Below are 16,475 nucleotides of genomic sequence, written 5' to 3'. Positions count from 1 at the left end.
GGCCGGTGTTCAAGCCACGCTTCGGCCCCATTTGAAGTCGCGCGCAACATAGTTTTAGGCACCCGCATAGTCAAGGCATACGAGCCCCTTCGACGTGGACAATATTTCTCCATGATTTCAGATGGTTAGCCAGAATATTGGCAAGCTGCGGCAAAGCGGCAACGAGAATCGGCGGCGACCGGACTGTATCAGGTAACCGCGCGGCGCCAGATCATCCGGCGGAGTCGAGACTGTCTATCAGCTCCAGCCGCCGCCATAGGTGCGATAGAAGATGTGCAAGCCGATCTTGCCGACGCGCTTCATGGTTTTTGCCCAGGCCGGGTTCACATAGGTCGCGTGATAATGTGTTGCCGACCCCACTTCCGGCAGCCAGATCTTACCGGCGGTGACGGCCATTGCGACTTCCTTGGCGGTCTTCCAGTGCGAGCGCGAGTAGATCAGGTCGCGGATCATGTCGCAGGCGAAGGAGAACTGGCAACGGTTGCGCCAGGCCTTGTTCTGATAGACGACGCCGCAAATCGTCTTCGGGTAGGTCGGGTTGCGGACGCGATTGAGAATAACCTGCGCCACTGCGGCCTGGCCTTTCACGGACTCGCTGCGGGCCTCGAAGTAGATTCCTTCGGCGAGGCAGGTCTGCTCTTCCTTGCTGAAGACCGTGGCGGGCAAGGCGGTTGCCGCCCAGGCATGGTCGTCGGGCGCGATTTCCGGAATGAAGCGGCCGGCGTTCTTGTCTTCCCTGAGAATCGAATCGAAGGGCGACTCACGCGCATAGTCCGGCTCGGGCCGGACATAGGCGGTCGCAAGAATATCGGCCTTGTCGTTGGTAATCAGCTTGGCGAGCATCGGCGAAACGCCGGGATCGGCCTTCGGCGGCTTCTTTCGGTAGAAGGCCGTGGCGATCTCGATCTCCTTGCCCTTGATACGCGGCTTGGCGAAAACCATCTTCTCGAGCCCGTCGAAGTCCGGCTCCATCAGCGAACTCGTACGCTGGAGGATCGAACCGGCGGTAAAGTCCTTCGGCGGCGTCACGGGGGTGACGGCAATGATCCGACCCTTCTTCAGCTTGCGGGTCACGCGGTCTTCGTCGGGCGAGGCGCCCTCGTGCTTGGTTTCCGCGGTCAGCGCCACATGGCTGCCGTCGGGCATCGTGATGCCGGCACCGCCATCCAGGGCACCGGTGGTGATCGGATCGGCGAACACCATCTCGACCTCGTGCAGCGAACCCGCCGGCGATTGTGTCAGATACATCCGCCAGCGCTCGCCGCCTCGGTTGATGCCGGACAGGAAGGTCGCCAGGTCGGAATAGGCGACCGCTGAGGGGAAGCTCAGGAAAATGGCAATGCCGATCATCGCGGGCGCAGCCCAGGCCGGCAAAGACATACGAGACTTGCAACGCAACTTCTGGCTCTTACGCACCAACCGGCTCCACGCAACACTACTCGGGCACGCGTTCTCCCAAGCCGGCGAAGGGCCAGCTCCAAGATTCCGTGCAGGAAGCTAAGATTTGGAAGCGGTCGGACAGCGCACCGAAACCGCCTCGGTAGAGCCTAGAAAATGCAGGAATAACCTAGTTGCTTGTGCGCGTTGTACGCTTCAGCCCCGGGCTAACCCTCATCTCTAACACTCCATGCATGAACCATAGGAGCGTCATGGTTAATGCTGGTTTAATGGACGACAGGAAATGCAGTTGCGCGAGTTGATGTCGGAGCAACGGGCCGTTTCTTTGAAGCTCAAGGCGGTGGGCGTTGCGTCGTTGAAGAGCAATATGGGCTGGTATAAGTCATCATCGGGGCCCTGCCGTTCCGTCGCAGTGTAGTCGCCACCGCCGCACCGGATCCTCTTTGGCGAACGGCGCCAGTCGCTGGGCGCACCGTTGAGCGCCCAGGCGAGCGCACGAGCATCGCTAGAACCGCAGCACAAGCCCAAGGATCGGCCCCTGCTGGACGGCATCGAACACGAATCCGTCGTCGCTATAGTCCACCCCCAGAGCGCGGTAGCCGGCGACCGCCGAAATCGTGTCGCTGAACCGGTAGCCGATCGCCGCGGCAACGTCCCAGTCGAGATCGGCAGCACCGGCACCGATGAGTCCCCAACCCGTCAGGTATATTTCAGGTGTCAGCGAATAGGTACCGCGAAAGCCGGCCAGACCGTCCACCCAGGTGGCGTCATCGCTTCTGGAGCGCCCATCAAGAAGCCCGCCGTGGAAGGAAAGCTCGCTTTCGACGGACCATACGCGCAGGCCGCCGACCACGTCCAACCGCGCTGCCCCGCTCTCGAAGACGGAGTATCCCACGCCGAGCAGCCCGGCGAACGTTTCCGATGTGAGCTCGACGTCCGTTGCGAGAACACCTCGTGGTGTGCCCGCTTGGCCCGAAATCTTGGTGTACATGACGTCAGCGAAGATGCTGTACGGTCCGTTGCGGGCTTCGCCAATCGCCATCGCACCGAACTCAAGGTGATCGAAGATATCGCTGAAACTGGCATCGACATCCACCGCCGGCAGCCCGAACTGCGCGACGTCACCCGACAATCCGGCCGCCCAGAAATAGGGGGCGAAGGAAAAGGTCCATCCGCTTTCGGTGGTCGTCTGCTGAACCTCCGGCGTCATCGGGGAATAAATGTCCGCGGCCTTGACCGTGCCGGCAACGAGGCAAGTTCCGATTGCCGCTAGAGTACGAACGATGCAAATCTTCATGATATCTCCCTGTAACGGTCGCTGTTGCGAGCAATCTCTCTTCCAAGCCCCTCGTTCAATCCCGGCTCAGGACAGCAGCCTGATCCGTCATCTGCCGGGCTATCGGCTGCAGTTCCCGGACCTCTCCTGACTCTGCTCTCCGCACGCGCTATCGGACGTATTTGACCTCGCCGCGCCGGATGGTCCGACGAGTGTCTCGACGTGGTGGACGTAATTCTGCCGCGTGTTCTGATCGACTATGGCAGCAGGAGCAGCAACGACCAGGCCTGCTGCGGTTCCGACGGTCTGGGCGGCCCCGGCGGTCACCGCCACGATGTGGTCGCCAAGCCCCAGACGACTGTCGGTCAAGGTCTGGCCGCTGGACAGTCGGCTGCCAATCAGTTGTACGATTTCCGGCGACTCCGCGAACTTTGTGTGGTGCAGATTGTCACCTGCCTTGATCCTGGTGAGATCGATGACGGTGATCCCGTTCGCAGCCAGTTCCTCCCTGTAGGGCGACTGCTCCGGATCGATCGCTCCCAGCCGCGAGACATTTCCCCAGACGCGACGAGAAACGGCGAGCGCACGGTCATCGCGGGAAACGAAGAGCGTGAAGCGCGGCCGTTGCTTGCCCATGTCGGCGATCTGCGAACCGAAGACGTCGACATCCACGTCCGGCGCCGCCAACATGACATTCTTGAACTTCGCCGGCAGCCCGTCGTTGCGGATGGCCATCTGCCGCAAGGATTCCAGCGCCAGCCAATTGCCCATCGAATGGGCCAGGATCGAGACTTCCTTAACCTCGGGATCACGCGCCAGATACTGAAACAAGTCTTCTACCGCGTTGCGGGTATAGTTGGTGCTTTCGCGGTCGTAGCCATAGGCGAGCAGACTCCCCCGTGACGGCCACGTCGCAAGCACCGGTACGCTGTGCGCACCCGAGTCGTGGATGATCTGCGCAAAACGGAAGACCGCATCCTCGAACTGGTTGTTGAACCCATGGATAAAGACGAGGACGCTGCCATCCGGGCTCTTGCGCACATGGCTGTTCAACCATTTTTCGGCCGCACTGCGGTCAACTTCCGCCGCCTTCAGTGCTGCGAAGTCCGTCTCCGGATTCGGCGGAAGCTTGCGCGGCCAAGCGACTTCACCCGCCTTGCGTGCGGTCTCAGGCGGAATGGACACTGTAATGTCCGCGAATGCCGGAATGAGCGCGCGTTCACCGCTGAACATCTCGCCCGGCTTTTCCGCCCGGCCCCGGGTCGTCGCAACCAGCATTTCAACTTGGGTGGCTGACGGATTGGCCGCTACCGGCACGAGCACCCCCGTCGGGCGGCCCGCACACGCGGAGAGCACCATCGCGCTCAAGGCCGCGACGCATGGTAAAAGCGGCCATGACAGTCGTCCTCCGCCTTTGGCGTTCCGGGAGTGGTGCCGCGTCAATTCAATTACTCCTGTATGCACGCCGGCGGAAAGAAGGACCGGCAAACGCAGAGTTTGCCGGTTCGACCGAAACCGGTGCTCACTTCAAGTATTCGACCTTCAGACGTTCGATCTTGCTGTTGAAGGCGAACGGCTTGCGGTCAAAGTACGCGAGGGAGACTGGAGAGTAGCTGTCTCTGCCCACGTCGAAGGCGTCATTGGCGGTGAACGCGAGCGGAGCGGAGCGCGGCACGCGCCCTTTCGCCACCTCTTTGCCATCGATGCGGATAACGACGTCGAGCGGTGCGCCGCGATTGCTGCCGGACTTGCGCGTCTCGACCTCTATGTTGACCTTGCCGCTCGGCAACGGTTCGGAGGATTGAAGACGCGTCCGCTCGATCTCGAACAGATTGTACTCGTAGGTGAGCTTGCCGTTCTCGACCCACAAAGCGACACCACCCGAAAAGGCACCCAATGCGTAGAGCACGCCCTCCGAGTCCGGCTTCAATTCCGCCTCGATGGTTACAAGGTTGCTGCGAGCTCCAACTTTCGGCGCCGTGAATTCGGGAACACCCACGACGTCTTGCGTGAACTGGAACTCGGTCGCGGGATTGGACGGCGCATCTTCCGGATGGAAGACGGCAGACCATAGCCCTCCCCCGACGGGGAACACCTTGTTGGCTTCGGCCTGAACGCCAAACGCCTTTTTCAGTTCCTCGACTTTTTCGGGATGATCGGCCGCGACGTCCTTCGCCTGGGAGTAGTCCTTGCTGAGATCGTGAAGTTCCCACACGTCATTGTCCGGCGACCATTTGAAGATGGCGGGATCGAGGCCGGGAGTCCATGGTGTACGCGGCCCGAAGACGGATGCGATCCACTCTTCCTGATAGATGGCACGGCTGCCCATGATCTCGAAGTACTGCTCCTTCTTCTGCCCCGCAGCCTCGGGAGAGTCGAAGGTGTAAGTCATGCTGACACCATCGAGGGGGTCCTGGGTGATGCCGTCCACGAGCTTCGGCGGCTGAATGTCCAGAACGTCATAGATCGTTGGCACGATGTCGTTGAGATGATGGAACTGGGAGCGCGGCTTCTTGTCCGGCTTGATCCTGCTCGGCCAGGAGACCACGAGCGGCGTTCGCGTTCCGCCGAAATGGGCGGCAACCAGCTTGGTCGATCGATGCGGCGTGGAACCGGCCCAGGCCCAGCCGGCATGATACATGTTGTCGGCCTTGGGTGATCCGAGAACATCCATTCCACCCAATTCATTCATCGTGCGGATGTGATCCTTGATTTCCGTAGCGATGCCGTTCTGCGCCAGAAGCTCGCTGATCGTACCGTTCTGGCCTTCCGCGCTGGACCCGTTGTCGCCCCAGACATAGAAGATGAGGGTATTGTCGCGAATTCCCAGTTCATCGAGGGCCTCGATCAACCGCCCGGCCTGAGTGTCCGCATGTTCGGTATAGCCTGCAAAGACCTCCATCAGCCGACGCTGGAACGGCTTCTCGTCTTCTGGAATGTCCTTCCATCCCGCAAGCGTATCCGGGCGGGGCGTCAGTTCCGTATTCTCCGGTATCCAACCGAGTTGTTTTTGGCGTGCATAGATGCGCTCTCGCATGGCATCCCAGCCGTCATCGAATTTGCCTTTGTACTTGTCCGCCCATTCCTTGAAGATGTGATGCGGACCATGTGCAGCGCCGGGCGCCCAGTACATGAAGAAGGGCCGGTCCGGCGTCAGCGCGTGCACCTGCTTCATCCACGACACCGCCTTGTCGGTCATGTCCTCGGTGAAGTGGTAGCCTTCCTTCCCGTGAGATGGATCGACGCGAACGGTGTTTTCGACAACGGCGGGCTCCCACTGGGAGGATTCCCCGGCAAGAAAACCATAGAAATAATCGAACCCGATTCCTTCGCCAGCGGGCCAGTCCGTGTACGGGCCGACCGCGGTCGTTTCATTGGCCGGGGTATTATGCCATTTGCCGAAGGCTGCGGTCGCGTAACCGTAATAGCCAAGGACTTTCGCGACGGTTGCGGAGGTGCGTGGTATCCTCCCGGTATATCCGTCCCAATCGTTTGCCAACTCGGCGATCTGGCCATTCCCGACGCGATGATGGTTGCGCCCCGTCAGCAATGCCGCCCGCGAGGGGGAGCACATGGCGGCATTGTGGAAGCGATTGTAGGACACTCCGTCTTCCGCAAGGCGGCTCAACGTCGGTGTTTCGATCACTCCGCCGAAGGTGTCCGGCAACGCCGGGCCGACGTCATCAAGCATGATAACGACGATGTTCGGGGCGTTCGCGGGAAGGCGCGGCTGCGCAGGCAACGGGCTGTAGGTGGACTGAGCTATCGTCGGGCCGGCTTTGCTCCCTGAGGGCTTCGGCGGAAAAGGCAGTGATTCCTGAGCCATTGCGGGAGCGCTCAGAAGCAGGAGCGCCGTGCTCACTCCCAACCAACGTGTTCTCGCGTGCTTAGGTGACTTCATACGACCCTCCCGGTCTGATAACGCATCTGAAACCGACGTGACATGTTGAGGTGTCTATAGGCTCGGCATGCCGCGCCGCTGGACGATAGCGACGGCAGTAGTTGGGCGCACATAGATGCGACCCGCCCTTCAACACCTTGCGCGGAATTCTTATCTCGGGCTGACAGGGATCATGGCTGTCGGCTTCGCGCCCGCCGCGCGGGTTTCTGGGAATACAGCACGCCTTCGAGGGGTCTGCCTCGTGCCGCGGCGAAAACCAGTCGGACGTCCACTCCCAAACGTTCCCGATCATGTCGTAAAGGCCGTATCCGTTGGGCGGGAAGGCTTTGACCGGAGAGGTGCGCGAATAACCGTCCTCAACGTTATTGGTTCTCGGGAAGGCGCCCTGCCAGGTATTGGCCAGATGACGTCCGGCAGGGATAAATTCCGAGCCCCAGGCATATTCAGCGCCATCGAGGCCGCCTCTGGCAGCAAACTCCCACTCAGCCTCCGTTGGAAGATCCTTGCCCCTCCACCGCGCGTACGCGAGCGCGTCGTGGTAGGAAACATGAACGACTGGATGGTCATCCAACCCTTTGATGTTGCTTCCCGGCCCGTATGGGTGATGCCAGCAGGCCCCCTCCAGAAAGGACCACCATCGAGTCCAGTCTTGCAGGTCGACGGCCCCGTTCGGCTGATGAAAGACCAATGAACCGGCATACAGCATCTCCGGTAAAATACCGGGGTAGTCCCGTGGATCAGGAGGAGATTCCGAAAAGGTGCGATAACCGGTCGCCTCAACAAACTCCGAAAACTCGGCATTTGTCACAGGCGTTTCATCGATTAGAAAGCCATCGACACGAACGCGATGTATCGGCCCCTCTTCGGGATAGTGTGCGTCGGACCCCATCGAGAAGGTTCCGCCCTCGATGAAGATCATGCCGGCTTGCGCGCACCCAGCAACGCCGGTTCGGTGAGCCGCTTCCAAGGTCACGCTTCCCCCTTGCCCCGTGGCGACAACGCGTTCGCAACGCTTGGTCACAGCGTTACAATAAGCGCAAGCGCGGCGCTTGCCATTTGATGCCAACTACGGGCAGAAACGGCCTGTTCAAGTAGTCTCGACGGGTACCAGTAAGAGCCGCCGGAAACGCTGTACTTTCGGCTTTCTCGCTGTGCCACAGGGATCATTATCGCTATATCTCAATCGCACCGTGCTTCCGGTGTGAGACGTGAGAAATCGATGGTCGGCTTTGCAGCCGCCACGGTAGCGTGCGCGTCAATACAGATGTCAACTCACCCTCTTCACGGGCGGTATCGTCCAAGAACCGTCAATGATGGACGGATTGCTCTCGTTGGGCCAATAGAGGCGCATCATTAGAATGAACTTTCCTTTGGGCGCCGGGAGCCAATTCGATTCCTTGTCCGCTCCCGGTGATTCATGCTGGATCAACAGGTCGATCGAGCCGTCCGGATTTGCCTTGAGTGGCTGCCTTGCGCTGATCGAGTAGCGATTCAGCGGATTGTCGACAAAGAAGTAGTCGGCATCATACATGGTCAATGACCAGAAGCCCGAAACAGGCGGCGTCAGGCCTTTCTTGAATGTCAGAACGTACTTCTCGGACCCGTTATATGGCCGCTTGATCAGTCCGCTGTCGGATTTCAGCGAGGTAGGGTAGATCGCATCCTGCGGCCGATTTGCTCCGAGACCGATCGCGGTGACCAGGGCACGCTGCATATAGTTGGTACCGTAGATGCCGGTCTTTGTCGTGAAGCCCCAGCCATCAATATCCTGCACGTCGCCGTCGCTGAATTTGAAATGCATCATGATGCGTGCGAAGCCGAGCTGCGGGACGCGCTTCACAAATCCCGGATCGAATTTGGTCTTGTCGAAGTCCTGACCGGGAACAATTCCCAGTTCAGCGAGCTTGGCGACCATGGGCGCGTCCGCGTCGGTCGGCGGATTGCGCTTCAGGAGCTCGGCGAAGAGAGTGAAGTACTCGATGGCGTCCATGTTGTTGACCTGCTCGCGAACGGCGGTCTTCATGTCGATCGACGGATCGACCTTGCCCTCGGGCGGAGCCCAGTCCTTCCCCCAAGCGCTCAAGGGGTAGAGCTTCACTTCATCCTGCAGTTTATGAACTTCGGCGTAGTCCTCCGGGGTGCCGGTGCAGTAGATGCGTCCCAGCAGCCACACGATGCTCGTCGGAGACTTGTATTGCGTCACACCCTCCGGGAGCTTCCCCTCCCAACCGGGGCCGGTGACCACGAACGTCTGGGCGTCCGTGCCCGTGGTGCGTTTTCCGGGAACGTCGAACACTGTCGTCCAGCCGTCCAGCATCGGAAACAGGGCATAGCGGTCTTTCATATCGGGCAGGCTAACGACCCAGGGCTCATCCCCCACGTCAAAGAACGCAGTCGTATAGAGGGTATCGGCGTTGGGTGCCGTCACGTCCCGGAACTTGGCGTCCGGATACTGGCGCAACTTGATCAGATGCCCCATAGGGCCCCGGCTTCCCTCCGCCTCGGCGACGTTGGTAATCACCCGCCTGGTCATTTCCATTGTCACGAGGGGATATGCATAAATATAGGCCTCGACAGCCAGCGCGAACTCATCGAGTCCTTCCGGCAAATCCGCTACCAATCCTTCTGCGGCCATTGCTGGCATACCAAGAGATCCAGCCGCCAGCGCCCCAAGGCCGGCTACCGTCAAGTCACGACGCGTAATATCCATTCTATCTCTCCAAGAAAAATTGAGTTGCGAACCAATGCGTTGAGTTCAGTCGATGTAAACGACGACGTAGCGCCCGCCTTCTGGTTGGTAGTAGACCCCGCCGCAACGCCACACCATGACGCCGCTGACGCTGGTCCTGACGCAGCCGGCCGGCAGTGTGGCGGCATAGACGGTGGAGCGGCGGATCACTCGACGCGTCGTACGGCGGGCGACGCCGGCCACACTTCCCGGCGTTACTGGCCGGCCTATGATTGCGTGCGCCTCCGATACGAACGGCATGGGAACGATATCGACCGCAAGCATGGCCAGACCGGCGACGGCGACCGAAAGGACCTTCAACCTGCGCCTCTTCATTGCGCCGCCTCCAGTGCAAGCTCGCCGGTAACGTCGGCATGGACGTGTTCAACTTTGTTCGCGTCGGCTGGCGGCGTGAATTTGAACTGCGCAGTATCGATCCCGTCCGAATTCCAGTTGCTCAGTCGCAGCGTATATTGCGGCGCTCCCGTCATCCATTTGGTCGTGATGACATATTTGAGCGGTAGTGGCCTGCTGCCCTTGCTGATCCAGATTTGCCAGTCGACGATATCGGTCCTGAAGGCGAGATGATCGCATTCGACGCCGTTGACGAAGGCCGATCCGACGACGGTTCCCTCGGTGACGCCATCAGTGAGGACGACATAGGGATCACTTGCCAGCAACTCCGCTCCCGGAGCATCAAGTTCGGTTGTGGCGCGAAGTTCCTCGGTCGCATCTTCAATGCTGCGGCCGGGACTTTGCAGTTGGGCATAAGCATTTGTGATCCGGTCGTGGAGCGATATCGTGGTGCCGTCGAATATCACCTCCGCCTGGGCAAAGGGGCCCATACGCTTCATCCGGAAACCCTTCGCGCGATCGAGTGCAATGGAGCCGGATGCGCTGTACTGAATCTTCTGGCCATCCAGAGTGAGGATTTCCTGATCTGCGTCGTAGTCGACGCCAAGCGCGGGCATCGACTTGAGATTCTCGCTCATCGCAGCCAGGATTCGCTCGGCCTCCGGGTCGATCCCGTCTCTCGCCGAGGCCGGCCATGCGACCACGCTGACTACGAGCATCGATATCAGTGTGTACGAGCGCCATGCCGTGCCAGGCGATCTCATTACGGGTTCATTCATTTGCTCACCTAGCGGACTCGTTTTCTGTGGGTCGCCGGGTCAACTTCCTTGCGAAAGCCTTCCCAATCGGTTGCATACTGCTCTAGTGCTCAACTTACGTCTTGCCTTTTCATGCCAAGTTTGCTGCTCGGATGTTATATTCTGTACCCTCGATCCGGGTTAGGGCCTTGCTGCCGATGGGCCCTGCCTCGCCAGGCACGATGTTTCGGCCATCGAGCTCTGCACGCCTCGGAATCTCGCCAAATGCGTTCCGGACGCGGCCGGCTGGCTCCCGCGCACCCACGCTCTCATATGCCCAACGAGTTGCGCCCGATGCCCGAGCAAGGTCAGCGGTTCGGTGTGGAACCGCCGTTCGCCGGGCCCGCTGGTCATCTCCAAGGCCGGTGCTTCGGCGGCCATTATAGGAGCGGGATGCGCCCATAGTTCATCAAGGTTCCGCATCCCGCTTCTTCACCCTCCGGAGGAACTAGCGCACGTAGATCGTCAGCCCGCCGTCGGCCGCCTGTTCGGCGCCGCCGATATTGTCGATCTCGATATTCTGTGCCTTAAGTTTCTCCAAGAGTGGCTTGTTGGCTTCGACTGCCGCAAGCAGCGCCGCGCGCTGGTCCGGCGTGGCGTTTTCAACCCACATCCGCGTCTGGTCCTGCTCCGACAGGGTGCTGACGAGGACGACATTCACCTTGTCGCCGCTATAGCTGCGCACGGTCGCCTCGATCTCCTTCGGCCAGTTCATGGTCGCGCCTTGGGCATAGGCCATTCCACCGAAGCTGAAGGCGGAGAGGGCGGCGATGACGGAGAAAGTCGCAATTCTGTTCATAAACATGCTCCTTCCTAGGGGTTGGGCTGGCCGCGCGGTAACAGGAGTGTTGAGCGCGCCAGCATCGCAGACACCAGCGCGAACCAATCCGCGCCGGATTCATGACATGCGCAGGGGCCCTATCCGACATCGGTTTAATCCAGTCGGTACAATCGCTGCGGGAGAGACCTGTGCGGGTAAAGCGGCGCTCGGTTTGATCCTGCCTTTTTGCCGCGATACTTAGTCCAGCGTTTCAATAGCAGGGCGGATAGGGATAATAGCCACAGGCCGGGCGGTAGTAGGGGGCTGCCGCAGCGGCGGCACCAGCGTACCAGGCGCCGCGATAGGCAGTGCGGCGGGCGACGCCGGCGAAGGAGAGCGGCGTCAGCGGCATGCCGATAATGTCGATGAACACCGAGGCCGGACCGTCGGCGCCATCGAGGCTTCCCTCCAGAACCTCGACGGCGAAGGACAGTTGCTCGCCATCGAGCCTGGGCGACGTCAGAACGACGACCGCGTCACGGATCGTCGAACCGTCCTTGCTCAAGACGGATATGGTTGCGTTCGGCGGGTCCTTGGCGAAACTGTCGCTGCCTTCCGCCCACTCCTCGATTAGCTGCTTGGTCGGCGCGTGGCCAGCCGCCCGCACCGGACGATCCGCAAACAGTATGGAGTTGGCGGCCACGCCGGTCAGGGTCAACGTTTTGTCCGCCAGATTGGCGCCGCGCGCATTGAGGACGATCAGCGACGGCACGACCTCGGTTCTTGCCTGACCGATTGTCTTTTGCAACGGGACGTGTACGGGCGCCGGCTCAGTGCTTTGCGCCAACGCCGTTATGTGACTGAGAGCGAAAAACGTGATCGCAATGGAGCTGGCGGTAAGTTTCGACGGCATCAGTTCCTCCTCAAGGTCGCTAAGCGTTGCCATGAACAACTTCGTCGCAAAGGTCTTCTCAGCCGGTTGCATACTGCTATAGTATTCAACTTACGTCTTGCCTTTCCATGCCAACTTTGCTGCTCGGATGTTACATTCTGCACCCTCCATCAGGGTTAGGGCCTTTCTGCCGATGGCGCCCTACCTCGCGAAGCACGATGTTTCGGCCATCGAGTTCTGCGCGCGCCTCGGCATCTCGCCAAATGTGTTCCAGAACGCGGACGGCTGGCTTCCGCGCGCCCAGTGCTTTCACATGGCCAACGAGTTGGCCGCTCTCCTGGGGGACCCGTTCGCGGGCGCGCATGTCGGGCGCTTGACCGAACTGCGCGATCTCGGCCAATGGGGACAGTCGGTTCTCGCAGCGGAGAACGTGGCTGATGCATGTGTGCTCGCGGCAGCCAACGTGTCATCGATCCATCACGGGTCGGATGTACGCTTCGTGGTGGAAGGCGGAACCGCTCGCATCATCTTCCGCTTCGCCGATCGTTTCGAGTTCGATCCGCGGCACTTCATCTTCGGAAGCCTCGCCGTATTGCGGAAGGTGCCGCTTCTGGCGGGAGAGCCCTCCGCGATAAAAGTTCGACTGACTGCGTCGAGGTCACGCGGAAGCGAGGCGCTGGAGGAGTGCTTGGGCCCCAACATCGAAATGGGATGCGATCACGATATGATCGAGATCGATCGGGAGCTGCTGAACCTTCCTCTCAAAATCCGACGCAATCGCCCTTCGAAGGTGACAGAGGCACTGGCCTCGACGGTGGAGGCGGCGAAGCTGCTTAGCGAAAGGCTGTCCGATGGTCATGCGCTTGGGCTGGAGGTCGTAGCAAGAAGCATTGGCATGTCGGCTCGGACCCTGCAGCGGCGCCTGAAGTTTTGCGGCGTCGATTTTGAGGACTTGCTCGACGAGACGCGGCGCGGGGAGGCCATCCGGTTGATCTGCGAAGGCGTTCACAGCATGACCGACATCGCCTTCAGGGTAGGCTACAGCGATTCCGCGCATTTCACGCGCGCGTTTAAGCGCTGGACGGGAGTGGCGCCCTCCCGCTTCCGGACGGATGCGCAAAGGGCGCCGTAGCACTTTGAATTTGCTGCACTGCGATCTAAGGATACGTGCAGGCGAACCGGCGATATTCTCGTCGGGGGAAGAAGATAGTCTTCCCTGGCGTTTCAGATGATCACGTGCGAACCGAGCTCGACCACGCGGTTGGTCGGCAGACGGAAATAGTCCGACGGGTCGATCGCCGCGCTGGCGAGCGCGATGAACAGACGATCCTGCCAGTGCGGCATGCCGGACTGCGCGTCGGGTACGAGCTTGCGGCGGCCGAGATAGAAGGACGTCGACATGATGTCGAATTTCAGCCCCGACTTGCGGAAAAGACCCAGGGCCTGGGAGACGTTCTGCGTCTCCATGAAGCCGAACTTCATCTCGAGAAGCGTGAAGCGTTCGGACAGGGGCTTCGCGCTGACCCGCTCCTCCTTGGGCACTTTCGGTGTGTTGGCCGTACGGATCGTCAGGATGAAGTTCTGCATATGCAGCACATGATTGTGCTTGATGTTGTGCAGGAGGGCCGCGGGCGTCGACTCCGGGTCGCTTGTCAGGAAAATCGCCGTGCCGGGCACGGCCACCGGCGCATGCTCGCTCTTGCGTTCGATCGACTTGATGAAGCTCGCCAGCGGAATGTCGATGTGCCGCGTCTTGGCATGCAGCAGTTCCGTCCCGCGCTTCCAGGTCCACATGATTATGATGAAGGTCGCCGCGATCAATATCGGCACGTAGCCGCCATCATGGATTTTCAGCATGTTGGCGCCGAGGAAGAAGAACTCCAACGTGAACAGTGGCAGCAGCGTGCCGGCTGCCCACCAGGCCGACCAGTTCCAGCGGGCACGCAGGAACTCGAAGGACAGGATGGTCGTCACGACCATGGCACCGGTGACGGAAATGCCATAGGCGGTCGCCAGCGCCTCGGAGGAGCCGAACATGAAGACCAGGGCCATGACGCCGAACATCAGCAGCGTGTTGACGTTCGGCAGATAGATCTGGCCGGTATGGGTCTCGGATGTGTGGAAGATCGCCATGCGTGGCAGGAAGCCGAGATGGATTGCCTGGCGCGTCAGCGAGAAGGCGCCGGTGATCACGGCCTGGCTGGCAATGATCGTCGCCGCCGTTGCCAGAATGACGGCCGGAAGCAGCGCCCATTTCGGAAACATCAGGAAGAATGGATCGGACATCGCCTGCGGGTTCTTGAGAACGAAGGCGCCCTGGCCGAGATAATTCAGCGTCAGTGCCGGAAACACCACGGTGAACCATGCCCATTGAATCGGCCGCCGACCGAAATGGCCGAGGTCGGCATAAAGTGCCTCCGCCCCGGTCACGGTCAGAAACACCGCGCCGAGCACGATCATGCCGACGAAGCCTTCGTTGAGCATGAATGTGGCCGCGTAGTACGGATTAAACGCAGCGAAGATCGACAGGTCGTCAGCGATGTGCATCAGACCGACAGCGCCCATCACCAGAAACCAGACAAGGGTAATCGGCCCGAAGAAATTCGAAACCGCAGCCGTACCCTTCGACTGCACTGCGAATAGCAGCAGCATGATCACCACCGCGATCGGAACGACATAATCGGTCAGGTCCGGCGTCACCAGCTTCAGCCCCTCAACCGCCGAGAGCACGGACAGCGCCGGCGTGATCATCGCATCGCCGATGAAAAGAGCCGCTCCGGCGATGCCCATGAAGAAAAGAATCGAGGTGTGACCGTTGGCGGTCTTCATCAACAGAGCGAGCAGCGAGAGCGTGCCGCCCTCCCCCTGGTTATCGGCACGCAACAGAAAGAGCACATACTTGATCGTGACGATGATGGTCAGCGTCCAGATCATCAGCGAGATCAACCCTATGATCTCAACGTCCGTGACACCGTCATGCGAAACGGGCCGCAGCGCCTCGCGGAACGCGTAGAGAGGGCTGGTGCCGATATCGCCATAGACGACGCCGATCGAGCCGAGCCCGAGGACGAGCAGGCGGCGCATATTCTCGGACCCGTGTACGGCAGGGGCAGACAATTGAGACATACGTGTCCAACAGGCTCTTAAAGCCAGCCTTTCCAACGGAAGAAGAAGAAGGGTATCACGGCCGATATCACCATAGCCGCCAGTGCCCACGGGTAGCCGAGCTGCCATTCAAGCTCCGGCATCACGCGGAAATTCATGCCATAGATGGACGCGACGAGTGTCGGCGGCAAGAGGACGACCGAGGCAATCGAGAAGATCTTGATGATCGCATTCTGCTCGACGTTGATAAGCCCCAGCGAGGCATCGAGCAGAAAGGTGATGTTTCCCGAGATGAACGCCGCGTGCTCGGAGAGCGATTGTATGTCCCGCGATATCGACCGGCAAAGTTCCCGGCTGTCCTTGTCGCCTTGCACAGCGGGAACAGTGTAGACGAAGGTCAAAAGCCTTGAAAGCGAGGCAAGGCTGTCGCGCGTTTTTGCGACCAGCCTGTAGTGACCCGCCACATCGCGCAGCCGTGCCTCGAGAAAGTGCGGCGGACGGCGTCTGGCCGCCGCCTTGTCGCCGAAAACCTCGATCGACAGGCCGTCTATCTTGTCCACCGCCTGCTCCAGGATTTCCGCCGTCCGGTCGGCGATCGTCTCGAGCAGCCGGGCGAGAAGCACGGCTCCGTTGCGGCACCCGCCGGGAATCCGGTGCATACCGGCTTTGAATAACCCGAACGCCCTGGGCTCCGCGTAGCGGATCGTCACCAGCCGGCCGCCCGAAAGAATGAAGCCGACATCCGTCAGGCCCGGAATTTCCGTATCGCTGCGATAGACCAGCGAAGCCGTCATGAAGACGGCGTCGTTCTCGGTGTAGAGGCGGCTTGACGGCTCGATATCCTTCAGGTCGTCCCGCGTCGGGATGGAGATCCCCAGCAATTTCTCCATCATCAGATCTTCCGTCTTGGTCGGCTCGACGAGATCGATCCAGACGACCTCGGGACGCAGGGACGCCGGCGGCTCTGCCGCTGACAATGCAACGGCGTCACCGTTCGTACAGTATCCCGTGATCATGCCGCTGCCCTTTTCATGCGGCCGACAAAATCGACCCACAAGGCTCTGAAGCGATCAACCGCCACACGATTTCCATAATGCAGATTCATCAGATGAAGCTTCCGCCCTGCACGACAAATCCTCAATCGTTTGTCGCGGGAGGCCATAGTCTCCGGCGAGAGGCGCTGAGCCGATCACCCTGCACAGGGGCGGCAAGGCATATGGCGCAACACGCGCGCAAAATCAATGCTCCTTTGCGCATGCCTGTC

General features: G+C 60.4%; 13 protein-coding genes. 1 reads left to right on the top strand and 12 read right to left on the bottom strand.

Annotated elements, in window-relative coordinates; all coding sequences use genetic code 11:
- Positions 1 to 237: 237 nt before the first annotated feature.
- From QA637_RS02230 to QA637_RS02185, 10 genes are all read right to left on the bottom strand, one after another.
- A complete protein-coding gene (locus QA637_RS02230) occupies positions 238 to 1,380 on the bottom strand; it encodes a cell wall hydrolase (protein WP_153438131.1) in 1,143 nt (380 codons plus the stop codon).
- Positions 1,381 to 1,903: 523 nt separating this feature from the next.
- Positions 1,904 to 2,695: a hypothetical protein gene (locus QA637_RS02225; RefSeq protein WP_153438133.1), complete on the bottom strand. Its 792-nt coding sequence runs from the start codon at positions 2,693 to 2,695 to the stop codon at positions 1,904 to 1,906.
- 99 nt (positions 2,696 to 2,794) lie between these two features.
- Positions 2,795 to 4,117 (bottom strand): alpha/beta hydrolase, encoded by a 1,323-nt coding sequence (locus tag QA637_RS02220; protein WP_283063147.1) that lies wholly within the window; start codon positions 4,115 to 4,117, stop codon positions 2,795 to 2,797.
- 79 nt (positions 4,118 to 4,196) lie between these two features.
- Entirely contained in the window at positions 4,197 to 6,575 is a 2,379-nt protein-coding gene (locus tag QA637_RS02215) for an arylsulfatase (protein WP_283063145.1), read from the bottom strand.
- Entirely contained in the window at positions 6,562 to 7,494 is a 933-nt protein-coding gene (locus tag QA637_RS02210) for a formylglycine-generating enzyme family protein (protein WP_283063143.1), read from the bottom strand. The genes QA637_RS02215 and QA637_RS02210 overlap by 14 nt, the downstream gene beginning before the upstream one ends.
- Before the next feature lie 348 nt (positions 7,495 to 7,842).
- A complete protein-coding gene (locus tag QA637_RS02205; RefSeq protein WP_283063141.1) occupies positions 7,843 to 9,285 on the bottom strand; it encodes a DUF1254 domain-containing protein in 1,443 nt (480 codons plus the stop codon).
- A gap of 45 nt (positions 9,286 to 9,330) precedes the next feature.
- On the bottom strand, positions 9,331 to 9,639 hold the full coding sequence (locus tag QA637_RS02200) for a hypothetical protein (protein ID WP_428843114.1): 309 nt from the start codon (positions 9,637 to 9,639) through the stop codon (positions 9,331 to 9,333).
- Entirely contained in the window at positions 9,636 to 10,421 is a 786-nt protein-coding gene (locus tag QA637_RS02195) for a DUF2092 domain-containing protein (RefSeq protein ID WP_283063140.1), read from the bottom strand. Before QA637_RS02195 ends, QA637_RS02200 begins: the two co-directional genes overlap by 4 nt.
- A 481-nt stretch (positions 10,422 to 10,902) precedes the next feature.
- The gene (locus tag QA637_RS02190) at positions 10,903 to 11,253 is read right to left on the bottom strand and encodes a hypothetical protein (RefSeq protein WP_153438140.1); all 351 of its coding nucleotides are present in this window, start codon (positions 11,251 to 11,253) and stop codon (positions 10,903 to 10,905) included.
- Between the two features lie 232 nt (positions 11,254 to 11,485).
- Complete coding sequence (locus QA637_RS02185) at positions 11,486 to 12,160, bottom strand: hypothetical protein (RefSeq protein WP_283063138.1); 675 nt, start codon at positions 12,158 to 12,160, stop codon at positions 11,486 to 11,488.
- A gap of 139 nt (positions 12,161 to 12,299) precedes the next feature.
- Here QA637_RS02185 and QA637_RS02180 point away from each other — a divergent pair, with 139 nt between their 5' ends.
- On the top strand, positions 12,300 to 13,238 hold the full coding sequence (locus QA637_RS02180) for a helix-turn-helix transcriptional regulator (RefSeq protein WP_153438142.1): 939 nt from the start codon (positions 12,300 to 12,302) through the stop codon (positions 13,236 to 13,238).
- A gap of 92 nt (positions 13,239 to 13,330) precedes the next feature.
- Here QA637_RS02180 and QA637_RS02175 read toward each other — a convergent pair whose 3' ends face one another.
- Both QA637_RS02175 and QA637_RS02170 read right to left on the bottom strand, forming a co-directional pair.
- On the bottom strand, positions 13,331 to 15,232 hold the full coding sequence (locus QA637_RS02175) for a potassium transporter Kup (protein ID WP_153438144.1): 1,902 nt from the start codon (positions 15,230 to 15,232) through the stop codon (positions 13,331 to 13,333).
- A 17-nt stretch (positions 15,233 to 15,249) separates the two neighbouring features.
- A complete protein-coding gene (locus tag QA637_RS02170) occupies positions 15,250 to 16,227 on the bottom strand; it encodes a magnesium transporter CorA family protein (protein ID WP_283063136.1) in 978 nt (325 codons plus the stop codon).
- Between the last annotated feature and the right edge of the window lie 248 nt (positions 16,228 to 16,475).

This window comes from Sinorhizobium terangae (genome assembly GCF_029714365.1).
GTDB classification, from domain to species: Bacteria; Pseudomonadota; Alphaproteobacteria; order Rhizobiales; family Rhizobiaceae; genus Sinorhizobium; species Sinorhizobium terangae.
The sequence above is the reverse complement of the archived record's forward strand: the minus strand, read 5'-3'. Positions and strand labels throughout refer to the sequence as shown.